The following is a 20,730-nucleotide window of genomic DNA, read 5'->3' as shown; positions in this document are numbered from 1 at the left end:
GATGGCCCGCGCTGAGCCTGCCAGGGATGGCGTCTTTTGCGTCTTTGCGGAAGGCGTATGCTCCCTGAGCCTGTGCACGATCTCCCCGCCATGGTTTTAAGGATGCCGTTTTAGCCCGCTATCAGAAGGCAATATTGGCGCTGATACCGCCGATAAACGCATCCTTCACTTCGCTCACCGCGCCCGGTGCCACCACATACTGCAGGTTAGGTCGCAGTGACATCCAGTTCGTTACTTTGGCGTTGTAGTAAACCTCATAGTTGTACTCTGAACCTTCCTGAATCGGCAGATAAGTCGGGCTGTCAAAGCGGCTCTCGCCATTGGCCTGATTCTGCTGACGCAGTGAGCGGGTATAGTCGCTGTTCACGTGGATACGCGACGCGCCCACACCAATCTCATCCTGCGGACGGGCATCGAACGGCCCTGTCCAGGTAAAGGCGATAGACTGATAGTTATCGGTCTTCGAGGTCTTATGATCGTTCATCACCGCCTGAACACGCACGCCCAGACCACGGTTCACATCGCCATCCTGCGCGGTCAGCTGTTGCTGCAATAACAGATAGCCGCCGTAGGAATGCGCCTGATCCTGATAGCCGCCGTTGCGCCAGCTGCCATAGACATCGCCATCCACTGACGAATAGTAATAACCGATGCGATAGTTACCCGGTAATTTCTCCGGCCCGAATGTCGGTTTCCAGCCCAGTTCCACCGGCACCAGATTCCCCTCGGAGTTGCTGGTATCCAGACGGAAGCCATCGCCGCGATCGTAGTTAGCGCGGTTCTGATTATAGAAACCGACCTGGAAGAAGACATCCGGCGTGATATTAAACTTAACCCGGCCGCCCCACTGCGACACCGGCCAGTTGAACCAGCGATCGCCACGCCAGTTACCCGCCTGTCCGCTGCCCAGCGCCAGGTTCTGGAACAGATTGCCATCGAAGTTGTCGAAATCTTCACCCACCGTTACCCGTCCGGCTTTGATATCGACCACATCGTTAAACAGGCCTTTGCGCAACCAGAACTGCGTCAGACGCCAGGTCTGACCGCGACCATAAACTTCCTGCACCGAGGAGAGCATACCGGTGCGTTGATCGGCGACCTGATCGGAAAGATTCTGCCCGTTACGGCTGGTGACGGTCATCTGAAACTCGGCATCCTGCCAGTCCAGCAGCTTCTGCAAATTGAAATTGGTGCCGAACGTCCACTGATCGCTGTAGCGCATGGTGGTATTGGTATCGGCTCCGCCGCCTAAGTTAGCGGCGCTTTCCATGGTGTAGTTGACGTCAAACTTGATGCCGTCGTCCTGCAACTGCGTTCGATAACCACCCCAGTCCCCAAACATCCATTCAGAGTCCGGGCTGAAAGCATCAGCGGCGATGGCCTGTGCGGAAAACATGGCCATGATCAGGGTGCCGGTTGCCACACGGCGCAGCGGAAAACGCTGTTCTGCGAGTCTGTTTTTCATCTTGCTTATTCTTATGTAAGTTACGGAAAGTGACGGGCAGAGGATAATGCTGACTAATCTTCATTTATTGTAAATACGTGCGCATAATTTCCTGAAACATCAGTTTATTAACGCATTTGTGATCGGGATCGCTGATTGGTTATTCTTCGGGCAGGGTGCGCACTTTTTAACAGGCATAAAGTAAAAAGGGGCGCTAGCGCCCCTGAAATTAGCGGCTGGCCTGGTCCAGTTGATCAATCTGTTCCGGGGTCAGCGTGAGCTGCGTTGCGCCAGTCAGATCGTCGAGCTGTTTAAGTGAGGTAGCACTGACAATCGGTGCGGTGATACCGGGCCGGGCAATCTGCCAGGCCAGCGCCACCTGCGTCGGTGTCACCTGATGCGCATCGCTAATCGCATCCAGCGCGTCAAGGATTCGCAAACCGCGCGGGTTGAGGTATTTGTCTACCACGCCCTGACCCCGTGCGCTTTTACTGGCATCCGCTGCATCACGATATTTGCCACTGAGAAAACCGCTGGCGAGGGAGTAGTAGTTGATTACGCCTAAACCGTGCGCCCTGACCACCGGCTCCAGTTCCGACTCATAGGGCTGTCGGTCATAAAGGTTGTATTCCGGTTGCAGGGTTTCATAACGCGCCAGCCCCTCCGTTTCACTGATCTGCAATGCCTCCTCAAGCCGCGCCGCGCTGTAGTTCGAGGCGCCAATAGCCCGGACTTTCCCCTCGCGAATCAGACTGTCAAAGGTGCTCAGCGTGTCCGCCAGCGGCGTGTCCTGATCGTCACGGTGCGCCTGATAGAGGTCGATGTAGTCGGTCTGTAACCTGCGCAGTGAATCTTCGACCGCCTGACGGATATATTGCGGCTTCAGCCCGGTTTTTTCCGGCGACAGTTCCATACCGACTTTAGTTGCCAGCACGATCCGATCGCGCTTGCCGCTTTTTTTCAGCCACTCACCAATAATCGTTTCCGATTCACCGCCCTTGTTACCCGGTGCCCAGCGGGAATAGACGTCGGCAGTATCAATAAACCACAGCCCTCGATCCACCAGCGCATCCAGCAGAGAAAAGGAGGTGGTTTGATCCACTGTCCAGCCAAACACGTTGCCGCCAAACGTCAGTAACGGCACCGTAATACCACTGTCACCCAACTGCCGGGTTTGATTCTGACTCATTATCTGCTCCTGATTTGCCTGACAAACGGTCTGTTTTTTAGCATAGCAAAGTCATTTCACGCCTTTATGACGATTGTGCTGCGATTAATGCAGGAACAGGCATAATTACCCCGCCCTGACAGATATCCTTATTTCCTTCAACTTCTGCCCGTCAGAGGCGACTACAATCTTTCGTTTGCAGGCTACCCATTTCATGCCTGCGCCTGGGACTACGTCACTGCTGGAGAGCATCAACAATCATGAGCACCCGACATCCTGTTATGAAGAAAACCCTGATCGTGCTGGCCCTGATCGCCGTGGCCGCTGGCGGCTACTATGCCTGGCAGCGCAATGCCCAGCCGCAGAGCAGCAGCCAGACGGATTCGCCAGCGCCACGTGGCGGCAAAGGCGGGGGTGATGGCGCGCGTCGTCCCCTCGCACCGGTTCAGGCGGCAACCGCCACCCGCCAGAGCGTGCCGCAATTCCTCAGCGGACTGGGAACGGTGACCGCTGCTAACACGGCCACGGTGCGCAGTCGGGTCAATGGCGACCTGCTGGCGATCCACTTCACCGAAGGCCAGCAGGTTAACGCAGGCGATCTGCTGGCAGAAGTCGACCCGCGGCCTTATCAGGTGGCGTTAACCCAGGCTCAGGGCCAGCTGGCGAAAGATCAGGCGACGCTGGCGAATGCCCGTCGCGACCTGGCACGCTTCGAGAAGCTGGCAAAAACCTCGCTGGTGTCGCAACAGGAGCTGGACACTCAGCGCTCACTGGTGAGTGAAACGCTCGGCACCCTGAAAGCAGATGAGGGCGGCGTTGCCAGTGCACAGCTTAATCTGACCTACAGCCTGATCACCGCGCCGATTACTGGCCGGGTCGGGCTGAAACAGGTGGATGTTGGCAACTATGTCACCAGCGGCGACACCACCGGTATCGTGGTGATCACCCAGACGCACCCGATTGATGTGGTTTTTACCCTGGCAGAAAACAGCATCAGTTCGATTCTGCAGGCGCAGAAAAGCGGCCAGCCGTTGCTGGTGGAGGCCTGGGATCGCAGTAATCAGAATCTGATCGCCAGCGGCAAACTGCTGAGCCTCGATAACCAGATTGATGTCACTACCGGCACCATCAAAATCAAAGCGCGTTTTGATAATCAGGACGACACGCTGTTCCCTAACCAGTTCGTCAATGTGCGACTGAAGGTCAACACCCTGCAGGATGCAGTGGTCATTCCGCCTGCCGCATTGCAGATGGGCAACGAAGGCCACTTTGTCTGGGTGGTGAACAGTGACAATAAGGTCAGCAAAAAAAGCGTAATTGCGGGTCTGCAGGACAGTGAAAAAGTCGTGATCAGCGCCGGTCTGGAGGCGGGTGAACGCGTGGTGACCGACGGGCTGGATCGCCTGACCGAAGGTGCGAAAGTTGAGGTGGTCGCGCCGCAGAGCAACGCACCGCGCGCCACCCGCGCGACCCTGCCGTCAAAAGGAGAGCGTGAGTAATGCAGGTCATGCCTCCCGATCACAGTGGCGGGCCGTCACGCCAGTTTATTCTGCGCCCGGTCGCCACCACGCTGTTGATGATTGCGATTTTGCTGGCCGGGATACTGGGCTATCGCTTCCTGCCGGTCTCGGCGCTGCCCGAAGTCGACTATCCGACCATCCAGGTCGTCACACTCTATCCGGGTGCCAGCCCGGATGTGGTCACCTCCTCTATCACCGCCCCGCTTGAGCGCCAGTTTGGTCAGATGTCTGGGCTGAAACAGATGGCGTCGCAAAGCTCCGGCGGTGCCTCGGTCGTGACGCTGCAGTTCCAGCTGACGCTGCCGCTGGATGTGGCCGAGCAGGAGGTGCAGGCAGCCATTAACTCCGCCACTAACCTGCTCCCTAATGACCTGCCTAATCCGCCGGTTTACAGCAAAGTGAACCCTGCCGATCCACCGATCATGACGCTGGCCGTTACCACGCGCAGCATGCCGCTGACGCAGGTGCAGGACATGGTGGAAACGCGTGTCGCACAGAAAATCTCTCAGGTCAGCGGCGTCGGGCTGGTGACGCTTTCGGGTGGCCAGCGTCCGGCGGTGCGGGTGAAGATGAATGCGCAGGCGCTGGCGGCGCTGGGTCTGACCAGCGAAACGGTGCGGACTGCCATCAGCAATGCCAACGTCAATTCAGCCAAAGGCAGCCTGGATGGCCCGACCCGCTCCGTCACCCTATCAGCCAATGACCAGATGAAATCGGCGGAAGATTATCGCCAGCTGATCATCAGCTATAAAAATGGTGCGCCGGTACGTCTGGGTGATGTAGCGACTATCGAACAGGGAGCTGAAAACAGCTGGCTCGGTGCCTGGGCTAACCGCGATGCGGCGATTGTGCTCAACGTTCAGCGTCAGCCTGGCGCCAATATCATCGCCACGGCGGATAATATCCGTGCCATGCTGCCCGCCCTGACTGCCGCTCTGCCAAAATCGGTAGACGTTAAACTTCTCACCGACCGCACCACCAATATTCGCGCTTCAGTGAACGACACGCAGTTTGAGCTGATGCTGGCGATGGCGCTGGTCGTGATGATCATCTATCTGTTTCTGCGCAACGTGCCCGCCACGCTGATCCCGGCGGTGGCGGTTCCGCTTTCGCTGATCGGCACCTTTGCGGCGATGTACTTCCTCGGCTTTTCCATCAATAACCTGACGCTGATGGCTCTGACCATCGCCACCGGCTTTGTGGTCGATGATGCCATCGTGGTGATTGAGAACATCTCACGCTATATCGAGAAAGGAGAAAAACCGCTCACCGCCGCGCTGAAAGGGGCCGGAGAAATTGGCTTCACCATCATCTCCCTGACCTTCTCGCTGATTGCGGTGCTGATTCCGCTGCTGTTTATGGGCGACGTGATTGGCCGCCTGTTCCGTGAATTTGCCGTGACGCTGGCGGTGGCGATTCTGATTTCAGCAGTGGTGTCACTGACCCTGACGCCGATGATGTGCGCCAGGATGCTGAGCGCAGAGTCGCTGCGCAAACAGAACCGATTTTCGCGCGCCAGTGAAGCGATTTTTGATCGTATCGTCGCCACCTACGGTCGAGGCCTGAGCCGGGTGCTGAATCACCCCTGGCTGACGCTGTCGGTGGCGCTGGGCACGTTGGTCCTGACGCTGCTGCTGTGGATGGTGATCCCGAAAGGCTTTTTCCCGCAGCAGGACAACAGCATTATTCAGGGTACGCTGCAGGCCCCGCAGTCGGTCTCCTACGCCAGTATGGCGCAGCGCACCCGCGATGTTGCCTCCATCATTATGAAAGATCCGGCGGTTGAGAGCATGACCTCGTTTGTCGGCGTGGATGGCACCAATGCTTCGCTGAACAGCGCGCGGCTGCAGATCAACCTCAAGCCGCTGGATCAGCGCGACGACCGGATTCCTGCTATACAGCAGCGCCTGCAACAGCAGGTCAGTGCGGTGCCGGGCGTGCAGCTGTGGCTGCAGGCGGTGCAGGATCTCACCATTGATACCCAGGCGAGCCGCACACCGTATCAGTTCACACTGCAATCGGGTTCACTGTCGTCGCTCAGCACCTGGGTTCCGGCCCTGCTGACCCGGCTGAGCACCCTGCCACAGCTGCGCGATGTCAGCAGTGACTGGCAGGATCAGGGGCTGGAAGCCTATGTCAACGTGGACCGCGACAGTGCCAGCCGCCTCGGCATCAGCATGGCGGACGTCGATAACGCGCTGTATAACGCCTTTGGGCAGCGGCTGATCTCCACCATCTATACCCAGGCGAATCAGTATCGTGTGGTGCTGGAGCAGGATAATAACGCCACGCCCGGGCTGGCGAGTCTGGATGCGATTCGCCTGAACAGCAGCGACGGCGGCAGCGTGCCGCTGAGTGCGATTGCCCGCATCGAGCAGCGCCACACGCCGCTTAGCATTAACCATCTCGACCAGTTCCCCTCGGCGACCTTCTCGTTCAATGTGGCTGACGGCTATTCGCTGGAAGATGCGGTAAAAGCCGTTTCCCAGGCGGAAGCGGAGCTTGGCATGCCTGCCGAGCTGATGACCCAGTTCCAGGGCAGCACGCTGGCCTTTGAGGCGGCGCTCAGCAGCACGGTCTGGCTGATTGTGGCGGCCATTGTGGCGATGTACATCGTGCTGGGCGTGCTTTATGAGAGCTTTATTCACCCGATCACCATTCTCTCGACGCTGCCCACCGCGGGCGTCGGCGCGCTGCTGGCGCTCATGCTCAGCGGCAATGAGCTGGATATCGTGGCGATTATCGGCATCATCCTGCTCATCGGCATCGTGAAAAAGAACGCTATCATGATGATCGACTTTGCGTTGGCGGCGGAGCGTGAACAGGGTATGAAGCCTTATGATGCGATCTATCAGGCCTGCTTGCTGCGCTTCCGCCCGATTCTGATGACCACGCTGGCGGCCCTGCTCGGCGCGCTGCCGCTGATGCTCAGCACCGGCGTCGGGGCCGAACTGCGTCATCCGCTGGGCATTGCCATGGTCGGCGGACTGATTCTGAGTCAGGTGCTGACGCTGTTCACCACACCGGTGATCTACCTGCTGTTTGATCGGCTGGCGCACGCCACCCGTCGCCGCTTTGGCCGCACGGAGGCCGCAGAGTGAAGTTCTTTGCCCTGTTCATCAACCGGCCCGTCGCGACGACCCTTCTGACGCTGGCCATCGCCCTGGCGGGCATGCTGGGTTTCCGGCTGCTGCCAGTGGCGCCGCTGCCGCAGGTCGATTTCCCGGTGATCGTTATCTCGGCGTCGCTGCCAGGTGCCTCACCGGAGATTATGGCGTCGTCGGTGGCCACGCCGCTGGAGCGCTCGCTGGGACGCATCGCGGGCGTCAGTGAAATGACCTCAACCAGTTCGCTGGGCAGCACCCGCATCATTCTGGTGTTCGATTTTGATCGCGACATTAACGGTGCGGCGCGCGATGTGCAGGCCGCGATCAACGCGGCGCAAAGCCTGCTGCCCACCGGCATGCCGTCGCGTCCCACTTATCGCAAAGTGAACCCTTCCGATGCGCCGATTATGATCATGACGCTGACCTCGGATACCTACAATCCCGGTCAGCTCTATGATTACGCCTCGACCCAACTGGCACAAAAACTGTCACAGATCGAGGGCGTGGGCGACGTCACCGTGGGCGGCAGTTCGTTGCCTGCGGTGCGTGTGGCACTCAATCCGCAGGCGCTGTTTAATCAGGGCGTGTCGCTGGATGCGGTGCGCACCGCGATCTCGAACGCCAACCAGCGTCGGCCGCAGGGCGCACTGGACGACGCGCAGCAGCGCTGGCAGTTGCGTACCAATGATGCGCTGCAGACTGCCCGTGAGTATCAGCCGCTGGTAGTGCACTACAACAACGGCGCAGCGGTGAAGCTGTCAGATGTGGCGACCGTTGAGGATTCGGTGCAGGACGTACGTAACGCCGGAATGTCGCGCGGTAAACCGGCGGTGCTGCTGCTGATTCGCAAAACGCCTGAAGCCAACGTCATTGATACGGTGGACCGGATCCGCGCCGAAATGCCCCTGCTGCATGAGGTGATCCCCGCCGCCATCGATCTGCAGATTGCTCAGGATCGGTCGCCCACCATTCGCGCCTCGCTGCATGAAGTGGAGCAGTCTCTGTTAATCGCCGTGGCGCTGGTGATTCTGGTGGTGTTTGTTTTCCTGCGCTCCGGTCGTGCCACGCTGATCCCCGCCGTCGCCGTGCCGGTTTCGCTGATCGGCACCTTTGCCGCGATGTACCTGTGCGGCTTCAGCCTGAATAACCTCTCGCTGATGGCGCTGACCATCGCCACCGGCTTTGTGGTGGATGATGCGATCGTGGTGCTGGAGAACATTGCCCGCCACGTCGAAGCAGGCATGAAACCGCTGGCCGCCGCGCTGAAAGGGGTACGGGAAGTCGGCTTTACCGTGCTGTCGATGAGCCTGTCGCTGGTTGCCGTGTTCCTGCCGCTGCTGATGATCGGCGGGCTGATTGGCCGTTTCTTCTCTGAGTTTGCCATTACGCTGTCGGTGTCGATTGTTATCTCGCTGTTTATCTCCATCACCCTGACACCGATGATGTGCGCGTATCTGCTGAAGCCGCATGGGCCACGCAGCCAGCCCCGCCGGCGCGGCGCGGGTCGGCTGCTGATGGCGATCCAGCAGGGGTATGGTCGTTCGCTTAACGTGGTGCTGAACCATGCTCGCTGGGTCATGCTGCTGTTTTTCGCCACCATCTTTCTGACCGGCTGGCTGTTTGTTCATATTCCGAAAACTTTTATGCCGGAACAGGATACCGGGCGACTCTCCGGCTTTATCTCTGCTGACCAGAGCATTTCGTTTCAGGCAATGCGCAGTAAGCTGCAGGATTTTATGGAGATTGTCGGCGCCGATCCCGCTGTTGACAGTGTAGTGGGCTTTACCGGTGGCATGCGTACCAACAGCGGCTCAATGTTTATCTCCCTGAAACCGCTGTCAGAGCGCAAAGAGAGTGCCGTGGAGATCATCGCGCGGTTGCGCACAAAGCTGGCAAAAGAGCCGGGTGCCAGCCTCTACCTGAATGCGGTGCAGGATCTGCGGGTCGGTGGCCGGGAGTCGAATGCTGGTTATCAGTATTCACTGCTGTCAGACGATCTCGCCGCCCTGCGAACGTGGGAGCCGAAAATCCGTGAGGCATTTTCTGCCCTGCCGCAGCTGGCGGACGTGAACTCCGATCAGCAGGATAAAGGCAGCGAGATGGCGCTGACCTATGACCGCGAAAGCATGGCGCGGCTCGGTATCGACGTCTCTCAGGCTAATGCCCTGCTGAATAACGCCTTTGGTCAGCGTCAGATCTCTACCATCTATCAGCCGCTTAACCAGTACAAAGTTGTGATGGAGGTCGATCCACGCTACACCCAGGATATCAGCGCCCTGTCACAGATGTTCGTAATTAACAGCGAAGGCAAAGCGATACCGCTGTCGTGGTTCGCCCACTGGCAGCCAGCGAATGCGCCGCTATCGGTCAATCATGAAGGGCTGTCGGCGGCATCGACCATCTCATTCAACCTGCCAGAGGGTGTGTCGCTGTCACAGGCTTCGGAGGCGATTGAACGCACCATGACGGCGATCGGCGTACCATCCAGCGTGCGTGGCAGCTTTGCCGGAACCGCGCAGGTATTTCAGCAGTCGCAGAGCAGCCAGCTCTGGCTGATGCTGGCGGCGATAGCGGCGGTCTATATCGTGCTGGGTATCCTCTATGAGAGCTATGTGCATCCGCTGACCATTCTCTCAACCCTGCCCTCGGCGGGTGTGGGGGCGCTGCTGGCGCTGGAACTGTTTGATACGCCCTTCAGCCTGATCGCGCTAATCGGGATTCTGCTGCTGATCGGTATCGTGAAAAAGAACGCCATCATGATGGTCGACTTTGCGCTGGAGGCCGAACGCAACGGCCAGCTCAGCGCGCGGGAGGCGATATTCCAGGCCTGCCTGTTGCGCTTCCGGCCGATTATGATGACCACGCTGGCAGCGCTGTTTGGCGCGCTGCCGCTGGTGCTGAGCAGCGGCGACGGTGCTGAACTGCGCCAGCCGCTGGGGATTACCATCGCGGGCGGCCTGGTGATGAGTCAGTTGCTGACGCTCTACACCACGCCGGTTGTCTATTTAATGATGGATAAGCTGCGGCGCAGAAAACGCCCGCTGGCCGCCGCACAGCAGCCGTAATGGGTCTGGCTGCGACGGACGGCGGATGTGACGCCTTGACCGGGGGAATTGATGACTACGCAAAGCACTAACGTCCGCTGGCAACTGTGGATTGTTGCCATCGGTTTCTTTATGCAGACGCTGGATACCACCATCGTCAATACCGCGATCCCGTCGATGGCACACGACCTGGGCGTCAGCCCGCTGCACATGCACTCGGTGATCGTCTATTACGTGCTGACGGTGGCCGTGATGCTGCCGGTCAGCGGCTGGCTGGCGGATCGCTTTGGCGTGCGCAACATCTTCTTCTGCGCGATTGTGCTGTTCAGCCTGGGTTCGCTGCTGTGCGCCATCTCCGGCACACTGGATCAGCTGGTGCTGTCGCGCGTGGTTCAGGGGATTGGCGGAGCCATGATGGTGCCGGTGGGCCGTCTGACGGTAATGAAGATCGTGCCGCGCGAACAGTACATGTCGGCCATGACCTTTGTGACCCTGCCCGGCCAGATTGGTCCGTTGCTGGGTCCGGCGCTGGGCGGTGTGCTGGTGGAGTACGCCAGCTGGCACTGGATCTTTCTGATTAATATCCCGGTCGGCATTGCTGGCGCTATCGCCACCCTGATGCTGATGCCCAACTACCGCATGCAGACACGCCGCTTTGATTTCGGTGGTTTTATCCTGCTGGCCGCCGGGATGGCTACTCTGACACTGGCGCTGGATGGTCAGCGCAGCAGCGGCGGTTCGCCATTGCTGCTGGGTGCCATGATCCTCACTGGCATGTTCTCTCTGCTGTTTTACCTGATGCATGCGCGCGGCAATGATAACGCCCTGTTCAGCCTGAAGCTGTTTGATAATCGCGTTTACTCTATTGGCCTGCTCGGCAGTTTTACCGGCCGCATCGGCAGCGGCATGCTGCCCTTTATGACGCCAATCTTTCTGCAGCTCGGCATGGGCTACAGCCCATTTCACGCCGGTCTGATGATGATTCCGATGGTGCTGGGCAATATGGGAATGAAGCGCATTGTGGTGCGCATCGTCAATCTTTATGGCTACCGTAATGTGTTGGTGATGTCGACCATAGCGCTGGCGCTGGTGGTCCTGCTGTTCCCGCTGGTGGCGCTCATGGGCTGGGTCTGGCTGCTGCCGCTGGTGCTGTTTCTGCAGGGCATGGTCAACGCCATTCGCTTCTCTTCGATGAATACCCTGACGCTGAAGGAGTTGCCGGATGAGCTGGCCTCCAGCGGCAACAGTCTGCTGTCGATGATTATGCAGCTGTCGATGAGTATTGGCGTCACCGTGGCCGGTCTGCTGCTGGGCGCGTTTGCCCAGGAGAGCGCAGCAAACAGCGCAGCGGAGCATCAGATGTTTATTTATACCTACCTTTGCATGTCGCTGATTATCATCCTGCCCGCGCTGGTGTTCTGGCGCGTCCCGCCACAGGTGAGTACCAACGTTGATCTGCGACGCCGGAGAAAAAAATGAGAGTTAACCTGCGCCTGGGCATCGGGGCCAAACTGTTTATGGCGATTTTCGCCACCTGCATGCTGGTGCTGATCACCATGCACTGGGGTGTTCGCCTCAGTTTCGAACACGGCTTTGTCGACTACATCAAGCGCGGCAATCAGCAGCGCCTGAATCTGCTCAGCGATGCGCTGGCCGATCAGTATGAGCAGCATGGGAACTGGGATTTTCTGCGCCACAACGATCGGCTGATCTTCACCATGCTGCGTTCGCTGGAGCAGAATCCTGACAGCAGCAGTCAGCTGCCGCCACACGGCTGGCGCACCCAGTTCTGGGTCCTCGATCAGCAATATAAAGTGATGGTCGGACCGCCGGGGCCGGTGCCCCCGGAAGGCACAAGACGCAATATCACGACCAGTACCGGTAAGGTGGTTGGCTGGGTGATCGGCTCGCCGCCAGAACGGCTGACGCGCAGTACCGATATTAACTTTGATCAACAGCAGCGGCGCACCAGCTGGATTATCGTGGGGCTGTCAACGCTGCTGGCGGCGCTGGCGACCTGGCTGATGGCGCGGGGCCTGCTGGCGCCGGTTAAGCGGCTGGTCGATGGCACGCATCATCTGGCGGCCGGTAATTTTGCCACCCGCGTTGAGGTCAGCAGCCGGGATGAGCTGGGCCAGCTGGCTGGTGACTTTAACCTGCTGGCCAGCTCGCTGGAGAAAAACGAAAGTATGCGCCGCGCCTTTATGGCCGATATCTCCCATGAGCTGCGCACGCCGCTGGCGATCCTCCGCGGTGAACTGGAAGCGATGCAGGATGGCGTACGCAAACTGACGCCAGACGCAATCGCCTCACTGCAGAGTGAAGTCGTGGTGCTGACCAAGCTGGTAGAAGACCTGCATCAGCTGTCGCTGTCGGACGTGGGTGCCCTTGCCTACCGCAAGCAGGCGACCGATCTGGTGCAGCTGCTGGAAGTGACCGCTGGCAGCTTTGCCGAACGTTATCGCGCGCACAGCCTGACGCTGAAGCTGAATCTGCCCGACAATGCCCCTTTCTTCGGCGATCCCGATCGCCTGATGCAGTTGTTCACTAACCTGCTGGAAAACAGCCTGCGTTACACCGACAGCGGTGGACGGGTTGAAGTGACGCTGAAGTATGAAGCCCCCCACTGGCACATTGAGTTTGATGACAGCGCACCGGGCGTAGACAGAGAACATCAGGTGCAGATTTTTGAGCGCTTTTTCCGCACCGAAGGCTCGCGCAATCGCGCCAGCGGCGGTTCGGGCCTGGGCCTGGCCATCTGTAAAAATATCGCAGATGCGCACGGCGGCGATATTCATGCGGCGCACTCTGATTTAGGTGGATTGAAAATCGCGCTACACTTGCGCTATGTTCCCCCTGTGTAGACGCTTATGAGCCAGGAAAACCACGACCCGCTGATTCTGGTGGTCGAAGATGAGCCGAAACTGGCGCAGCTGATGATCGATTATCTGCACGCCTCGAACTACCGTACCCATCACATCGCCGACGGCAATGCGGTGCTGGAGTATGTGCGCCAGACGCCACCCGACCTGATGCTGCTGGATTTGATGCTGCCGGGCACCGACGGCTTAACGCTGTGTCGCGAAATCCGTCGTCATTCCGAACTGCCGATTATTATGGTCACCGCCCGCACCGAAGAGATTGATCGGTTGCTGGGGCTGGAGCTGGGCGCGGATGACTACATCTGCAAACCCTTCAGCCCACGTGAAGTGGTGGCGCGGGTGAAAACGATTCTGCGCCGGGTCAAACGTTCAGCGGAAGAGCCGCAGAGCGCCTCGTTACTGCGGGTTGATGAGAGCCGCTTCTTCGCCAGCTGGCGCGAAAAGCCGCTGGATCTTACTCCGGCGGAGTTCCGGCTGCTGAAAACCCTGTCGCTGGAGCCGGGCAAGGTTTTTTCACGCGAACAGCTGCTCAACCATCTCTATGATGACTATCGCGTGGTCACGGATCGCACCATCGACAGCCATATCAAGAATCTGCGGCGCAAGCTGGAGAATCTCGACAGCGAGCAACCCTTTATCCGTGCGGTCTACGGCATGGGCTATCGCTGGGAAGCCGACGCCTGTCATTTGATCTAGTTTGATCCCGATCAATTTACTTCCCTTTTCTCACTGCCTACAATTCCGCACCTTTTGCAGGGCTTAGAGCTTATCCTAGTAGGCGTAATTGTTGCAGGCAGTCTGGACACGGACAGCGCGGAACAACCGGAGCGTACACGTAGTACGTGAGGATTGTGAGCACTGCCCAGGTTCAGACTGACAAATAAAATAGCCGAATGGGATAGGCTCTTAACGGCCCTGCACCTGCCGCTTAAGGCGGCATACTGACCTGACATCAGTGAGAACATCATGAAACCCGAACTGCTTTCCCCCGCCGGCACGCTGAAAAACATGCGTTTTGCCTTTGCTTATGGCGCCGATGCTGTCTATGCCGGCCAGCCACGCTACAGCCTGCGAGTGCGCAACAACGAATTTACCCACGAGAACCTCGCGCTGGGCATCAACGAAGCGCATGCGCTGGGCAAAAAATTCTACGTGGTGGTAAACATTGCGCCGCACAACGCCAAGCTGAAAACCTTTATTCGTGACTTAACGCCGGTGGTAGCGATGCGGCCTGACGCGCTGATCATGTCCGATCCCGGCCTGATCATGCTGGTGCGCGACGCGTTCCCGTCAATGCCGATTCACCTGTCGGTGCAGGCCAATGCGGTCAACTGGGCCACGGTAAAATTCTGGCAGCAGATGGGGCTGAGCCGGGTGATTCTGTCACGCGAGCTGTCACTGGAGGAGATCGCTGAGATCCGCCAGCAGGTGCCGGAGATGGAGCTGGAAGTGTTTGTTCATGGTGCACTCTGTATGGCCTATTCCGGTCGCTGTCTGCTGTCGGGCTATATGAACAAACGCGATCCGAATCAGGGCACCTGCACCAACGCCTGCCGCTGGGAGTATAAAGTGGCGGAAGGCCAGCAGGATGAAGTGGGAAATATTGTCGGCATTCATGAGCCCATCCCGGTACAGGATGTGACGCCCACGCTGGGCATCGGTCAGCCCACCGACAAGGTGTTTCTGCTGGAAGAGAAGATGAAGCCGGGTGAGGTGATGAGTGCGTTCGAAGATGAACACGGCACCTACATCATGAACTCGCGGGATCTGCGCGCAGTGGCACACGTGGAGCGGCTCAGCGAGATGGGCGTACATTCACTGAAGATTGAAGGACGCACCAAGTCCTACTACTACTGCGCCCGCACCGCGCAGGTTTATCGCCGGGCGATTGACGATGCCGCGGCCGGTAAGCCGTTTGACCCCTCACTGCTGTTAACGCTGGAAGGCCTGGCGCATCGTGGTTATACCGAAGGCTTCCTGCGCCGTCATACTCACGACAGCTACCAGAATTATCAGCAGGGTTTTTCGGTCTCGGATCGCCAGCAGTTTGTCGGTGAATTTACCGGCGAGCGTCGGGGCGAATGGGCGGAAGTGGCTGTGAAGAACAAGTTTATGCTGCACGATAGCGTGGAGATCATGACGCCCGAAGGCAACCTGAATGGCCAGCTGGATGCCCTGCAGAATGCGCGTGGCGAACCCACTGAGGTTGCACCCGGCGATGGCCATCGCGTCTGGCTGCGTGTGCCGGAAGAGGTCGATCTGCGTTTTGCGCTGCTGTTGCGCAATTTTGATCACGGCGAAGATACCCGTGATCCTCATAATCGTTTACTAACGGAAACAATTTGAGGAAATCAGAACAGGATCACAGACCCCTGCGCAGCGCTGCTTTATAGTCCCGCCTGCTGCTAACGAGTAACAACAAACGGCAGATTTACCAGGAACCACCTCATTTACCCGCCCGGCTCCCCCGTGCGGGTTTTCTTTTTTCTCTCTTTCGCCAATAATTTACTGCTGGCAGCTGTGCTATACATTCCCTTCTTACTCTGTAGATCTTCAAGGAACGCAAAATGGACAATAAACCGCTTACGCTGCTCATCCTGAATGGGAAAGGCGCGGGTAATGATGATCTGCGCGAAGCCATTACCACCCTGCGTGAAGAAGGCTTCGACATTGCGGTGCGTGTCACGTTTGAAAAAGGCGATGGCGACAGGTACGTCAGAGAGGCGATTGCGCTGCAGGCGGAGACCGTCGTAGCCGGTGGCGGCGATGGCACCATTAATGAGGTTGCCACTGCGCTGGCGGCATCAGATGCCGATCATCGCCCGGTGCTGGGCATCCTGCCGCTGGGCACTGCCAACGACTTTGCCACCAGCGTCGGTATTCCGGAAGAGATGGAACCGGCACTGCGACTGGCGATTCAGGGCAAAGCGCATGCCATCGACCTGGCCAGAGTGAACCAGAGCCACTACTTCATCAATATGGCGACGGGCGGATTTGGCACTCGCATCACCACAGAAACACCGGAAAAGCTGAAATCGGCGCTGGGCGGTGTCTCCTACTTTATTCACGGCCTGATGCGCATGGATACGCTGAAACCTGATACCTGCGAGATCAGCGGTCCCGATTTCGCCTGGCAGGGTGATGCACTGGTTATCGGTATCGGTAACGGGCGTCAGGCGGGCGGCGGTCAGCGCTTATGCCCTGGTGCGCTGATCAACGATGGCCGGCTTGACGTCAGTATTGTCACCGCGCAGGAGCTGCTGCCGACGCTGCTGCACTCGCTGACCGGCGACGATGACAACCCCGGCATCGTCACCACGCAGCTGGAGTCGCTGACGATTCGCTCTCCACACGAGATGACCTTTAACCTGGATGGTGAACCGCTCTCCGGGCGTGAATTCGTGATTGAGGTGATGGCGGGCGCGCTGAGCTGTCGCCTGCCGCCGCAGTGTGAACTCCTATCCTGAGTATGGGTCAGAGGGCGAAAGCCCCTTCAGATTTCTGACAAACTCACAGCTGAACGAATTTAGCAGCAACGCATTAGCTTAAAGCGTAGGGAACACGGGCAGAGGAGAAAAGCGTCCCGCGTCAGGGACGACATGGGCCGAGCATGCCAGGGATGGCGGCTTTTGCGACTTTCCGATCTGACTGTGTTCCCTTCGTCGGCTGGGTCTTACAGCCAGCAGGGGCAGACGCTGTCAATAATCTTAAGAGGGCGAAAGCCCCTTTTTCACGCTGGCCGCCCGTCGTTTTACTACCACGTCGCCCTTTTTGTCGCCAAATAATACGCCAGTTCATTACCCCCTTTCGCCCCAGGAAACAGTCTGTGACTGGCTTCACAACTCTGCCAGACTAACTTGTATGGTAGTATTAAACAGCGTACTTTTTCATCATTGAACGCTGACTGAAAGGCAACCAGGATGAAAATTGTTAAGGCGGAAGTATTCGTAACCTGCGCAGGCAGAAACTTTGTTACCGTGAAGATCACCACCGATCAGGGGCTGACCGGCGTGGGTGATGCCACGCTGAATGGCCGAGAACTGCCGGTCGCCTCCTACCTGAAAGATCACGTCTGCCCGCAGCTGATTGGCCGCGATGCGCATCAGATCGAAGACATCTGGCAATACTTCTATAAAGGCGCTTACTGGCGTCGTGGCCCGGTTACCATGTCTGCGATCTCGGCTGTCGATATGGCGCTGTGGGATATCAAAGGTAAAGCCGCCAACATGCCGCTCTACCAGCTGCTGGGCGGCGCTTCACGCACCGGCGTGATGGTCTATTGCCACACCACCGGCCACTCCATCGATGAAGTGATGGATGACTATGCGAAGCACAAAGAGCTGGGGTTCAAAGCGATCCGTGCGCAGTGCGGCGTACCGGGCATGAAAACCACCTACGGCATGGCAAAAGGTAAAGGCCTGGCCTACGAACCTGCGACCAAAGGTAACTGGCCGGAAGAGCAGCTCTGGTCAACCGAGAAATACCTCGATTTCACGCCAAAGTTGTTTGAGGCGATCCGCGACAAGTTTGGTTTCGATGAGCATCTGCTGCATGACATGCACCATCGCCTGACGCCGATTGAAGCGGCACGTTTCGGCAAAAGCGTGGAAGATTATCGTCTGTTCTGGATGGAAGATCCGACGCCTGCTGAGAATCAGGAATGCTTCCGTCTGATTCGCCAGCACACCGTCACGCCGATTGCGGTAGGCGAAGTGTTCAACAGCATCTGGGATTGTAAGCAGCTGATTGAAGAGCAGCTGATCGACTACATCCGCACCACTATCACCCACGCGGGCGGCATTACCGGGATGCGTCGTATCGCTGATTTTGCGTCACTCTATCAGGTGCGTACCGGCTCGCACGGTCCTTCGGATCTCTCCCCTGTCTGCATGGCGGCTGCGCTGCACTTTGACCTCTGGGTACCGAACTTCGGCGTGCAGGAGTACATGGGCTTTTCCGAACAGATGATGGAACTGTTTGATGCTAACTGGACCTTTGACCAGGGCTACATGCATCCAGGCGACAAGCCGGGCCTCGGCATTGATTTCAACGAGAAACTGGCGGCGAAATATCCCTATGAACCTGCCTATCTGCCGGTCGCCCGTCTTGAAGATGGCACCCTGTGGAACTGGTAAGGAGAACCCCATGAAAAGCGTAGTGATTGAACAGCCGGGTGAACTGGTGTTAGCTGAACGTCCACTGCCACAACCCGCGGCGGGCGAAGTCCGGGTTAAAGTGGCCTATGCCAGCATCTGTGGCTCTGACGTGCATATCTGGCACGGTCATAACCCGTTCGCGAAATATCCGCGAGTGATTGGTCATGAATTTTTTGGCGTGATCGATGCGGTGGGTGACGGTGTCGACGCGGCACGACTGGGCCAGCGCGTCGCGGTCGATCCGGTGGTAAGCTGCGGTCACTGCTATCCCTGCTCGGTAGGCCGTCCCAATGTCTGTACCACCCTGCAGGTGATTGGTGTGCACCGCGACGGCGGCTTCAGCGAGTATGCGCTGGCCCCGGCTAAAAATGCCTGGCACCTGCCGGACGCGATTCCCGATAAGCTCGCCAGCCTGATCGAGCCTTTCACTATCGCAGCCAACATCACGGCGTTTCTCAAGCCGCAGCCGGATGATGTGGCGCTGATTTATGGCGCCGGCCCGATGGGGCTCACCGCCATTCAGGTGCTGATGGGCGTCTATCAGGTGAAAAAGGTGATGGTGGTAGATCGCCTGCCGGAACGTCTGGCGCTGGCTGAGCAGAGCGGTGCCGATCAGCTGTTTGATAATAGCGAAATCCCGTTAGCGGCTCAGCTTGAGGGCGTGCAGCCCACGCTGATTATCGACGCGGCCTGCCATCCCTCCATTTTGGCAGAAGCCGCCGCCCTCGCCTCACCGGCCGCGCGCATCGGTCTGCTGGGCTTCTCCGGCGAACCGTGCAGCATTACTCAGCAAAGCCTGACCAGCAAAGAGCTGTCGCTGTTTACCTCACGTCTTAACAGCAACCGCTTCCCGCAGGTAATTGAATGGATGGAAAAGGGGTTAATCCAGCCAGAGAAGCTGGTCACCCACTACTTCCCGCTGCAGGAGATTGAACGCGCGATGACCCTGTTCGAAAAAGATCCGCGCACCTGCTGCAAAGTGATCCTTCAGATGGGTTAATGCCCGCTGAACACCAGGTGTCCTCTGCCGGTGTGTACCCGCCGGCATAATTAAAAAGATAAAACAGATCACGGAGTTTGTATGTTCAAGAATCTGCGCTGGACCCTCGTTTTGCTGCTGTTCCTGGTTTACATGATCAATTACCTCGATCGTGTTGCCCTGTCTCTGACCGTGCCGCTGGTTGAAAAAGATCTGGCGATTAATGCTGAGCAGTTCGGCATGATCTTCGGCAGCTTCTTCTTCGGCTACGCCCTGTTTAACTTTGTCGGTGGCCTCGCCACTGACCGCTATGGCCCCAAAATCGTGCTGGCCGTGGCCGTGGGTGCCTGGTCCATTTTCTGCGGTATGACCGCGCTGGCTACCGGCTTCTGGTCGCTGCTGATCCTGCGAGTGCTGTTCGGCATGGCTGAAGGCCCGATCTGCTCTTCGGCTAACAAGGCGATTAATGGCTGGTTCCCGAAGAAGCAGGCCGCCACGGCGATGGGCTTACTAAGTGCCGGATCACCGCTGGGCGGCGCGGTAGCCGGTCCGATCATCGGCTATCTGGCCCTGGCCTACGGCTGGCGTCCGGCCTTTGTGATCGTCTGCTGTATCGGTCTGGTATGGATGGCGTTCTGGCTCTTCTTTGCCGCTGATAATCCGGCGAAAAGCAAACTGGTCACCGAAAAAGAGCGTCTGCTGATCGATCGCCTGAAAGCCACCAGCCCGAATGACGAGGTCGACCTGTCTGAAACGCCGCATCCGTTTGGTTACTACCTGCGCCAGCCGATTATCCTGGTCACGGCGTTTGCCTTCTTCTGCTACAACTACATCCTGTTCTTCTTCCTGAGCTGGTTCCCGGCCTATCTGGTGCAGGCGCACGGCCTGGATATCAAATCGATGAGCATCACCACCATGATCCCGTGGATCGTCGGTTTCGTTGGCCTGGCGCTGGGTGGCTGGATCTCTGACAGAATCTTTAATATCACCGGCAAACTGTTGTTGTCCCGCAAAATTGTGCTGGTGGTCTCACTGCTGGCAGCCGCAATTTGTGTGGCACTGGCGGGTACGATAAAAGAGGTGGTTCCCGCCGTGATGATGATGTCGGTGTCCATTTTCTTTCTCTACATCACCGGCGCGATCTACTGGGCGATTATTCAGGATGTGGTGCACAAGAGCCGTATTGGCAGCATCAGCGGTTTTATCCATCTGGTGGGGAGCCTCTCCGGCATCATCGGGCCGATCGTCACCGGCTTTATTGTTCAGCACACCGGTAAGTTCGATAGCGCCTTTATCCTGGCGGGTTGTGTCGCCGCGCTGGGGGCTTTCCTGGTGCTGTTTGTGATTCGCAGTCCAAAACCTGAGGATAAACCGGTTTCGGTCTGAGTGTTGTTCCGCTAACAGAATGATGATTTTGGGGCGCTTTGCGC

The 20,730-nt window shown here is 58.1% G+C and carries 13 protein-coding genes; 11 read left to right on the top strand and 2 right to left on the bottom strand.

The window, feature by feature from the left end; genetic code table 11:
• Positions 1–121: 121 nt before the first annotated feature.
• Both IV493_RS05475 and IV493_RS05470 read right to left on the bottom strand, forming a co-directional pair.
• On the bottom strand, positions 122–1,465 hold the full coding sequence (locus IV493_RS05475) for a carbohydrate porin (RefSeq protein ID WP_195857853.1): 1,344 nt from the start codon (positions 1,463–1,465) through the stop codon (positions 122–124).
• Positions 1,466–1,673: 208 nt separating this feature from the next.
• A complete protein-coding gene (locus tag IV493_RS05470) occupies positions 1,674–2,633 on the bottom strand; it encodes an aldo/keto reductase (RefSeq protein WP_135908087.1) in 960 nt (319 codons plus the stop codon).
• Between the two features lie 239 nt (positions 2,634–2,872).
• On the opposite strand from IV493_RS05470, the gene IV493_RS05465 reads away from it, so the two are divergent.
• The 11 genes from IV493_RS05465 to IV493_RS05415 all read left to right on the top strand — a co-directional run bounded on the left by IV493_RS05465 (position 2,873) and on the right by IV493_RS05415 (position 20,686).
• Entirely contained in the window at positions 2,873–4,111 is a 1,239-nt protein-coding gene (locus IV493_RS05465) for an MdtA/MuxA family multidrug efflux RND transporter periplasmic adaptor subunit (protein WP_195857852.1), read from the top strand.
• A complete protein-coding gene (locus IV493_RS05460; RefSeq protein ID WP_195857851.1) occupies positions 4,111–7,233 on the top strand; it encodes an MdtB/MuxB family multidrug efflux RND transporter permease subunit in 3,123 nt (1,040 codons plus the stop codon). Before IV493_RS05465 ends, IV493_RS05460 begins: the two co-directional genes overlap by 1 nt.
• On the top strand, positions 7,230–10,304 hold the full coding sequence (gene mdtC, locus IV493_RS05455; protein ID WP_013358480.1) for a multidrug efflux RND transporter permease subunit MdtC: 3,075 nt from the start codon (positions 7,230–7,232) through the stop codon (positions 10,302–10,304). Before IV493_RS05460 ends, mdtC begins: the two co-directional genes overlap by 4 nt.
• A 51-nt stretch (positions 10,305–10,355) precedes the next feature.
• The gene (locus IV493_RS05450) at positions 10,356–11,762 is read left to right on the top strand and encodes an MFS transporter (RefSeq protein ID WP_195857850.1); all 1,407 of its coding nucleotides are present in this window, start codon (positions 10,356–10,358) and stop codon (positions 11,760–11,762) included.
• Positions 11,759–13,147 (top strand): two-component system sensor histidine kinase BaeS, encoded by a 1,389-nt coding sequence (gene baeS, locus IV493_RS05445; protein WP_195857849.1) that lies wholly within the window; start codon positions 11,759–11,761, stop codon positions 13,145–13,147. Before IV493_RS05450 ends, baeS begins: the two co-directional genes overlap by 4 nt.
• A 6-nt stretch (positions 13,148–13,153) precedes the next feature.
• Positions 13,154–13,861 (top strand): two-component system response regulator BaeR, encoded by a 708-nt coding sequence (gene baeR / locus IV493_RS05440; RefSeq protein WP_013358483.1) that lies wholly within the window; start codon positions 13,154–13,156, stop codon positions 13,859–13,861.
• Positions 13,862–14,128: 267 nt separating this feature from the next.
• Entirely contained in the window at positions 14,129–15,511 is a 1,383-nt protein-coding gene (gene yegQ, locus IV493_RS05435) for a tRNA 5-hydroxyuridine modification protein YegQ (RefSeq protein WP_195858153.1), read from the top strand.
• 221 nt (positions 15,512–15,732) lie between these two features.
• Positions 15,733–16,632: a lipid kinase YegS gene (gene yegS, locus IV493_RS05430; RefSeq protein ID WP_013358485.1), complete on the top strand. Its 900-nt coding sequence runs from the start codon at positions 15,733–15,735 to the stop codon at positions 16,630–16,632.
• Between the two features lie 453 nt (positions 16,633–17,085).
• Complete coding sequence (gene manD / locus IV493_RS05425; RefSeq protein ID WP_195857848.1) at positions 17,086–18,300, top strand: D-mannonate dehydratase ManD; 1,215 nt, start codon at positions 17,086–17,088, stop codon at positions 18,298–18,300.
• Positions 18,301–18,310: 10 nt separating this feature from the next.
• Positions 18,311–19,321: a Zn-dependent oxidoreductase gene (locus IV493_RS05420; protein ID WP_195857847.1), complete on the top strand. Its 1,011-nt coding sequence runs from the start codon at positions 18,311–18,313 to the stop codon at positions 19,319–19,321.
• Positions 19,322–19,402: 81 nt separating this feature from the next.
• The gene (locus tag IV493_RS05415) at positions 19,403–20,686 is read left to right on the top strand and encodes an MFS transporter (protein ID WP_033733262.1); all 1,284 of its coding nucleotides are present in this window, start codon (positions 19,403–19,405) and stop codon (positions 20,684–20,686) included.
• Positions 20,687–20,730: the final 44 nt, after the last annotated feature.

Origin of the sequence: Pantoea sp. SM3640 (assembly GCF_015654165.1) — a bacterium.
GTDB classification, from domain to species: Bacteria; Pseudomonadota; Gammaproteobacteria; order Enterobacterales; family Enterobacteriaceae; genus Pantoea; species Pantoea vagans.
This window is presented reverse-complemented; position numbering and strand designations above follow the sequence as displayed.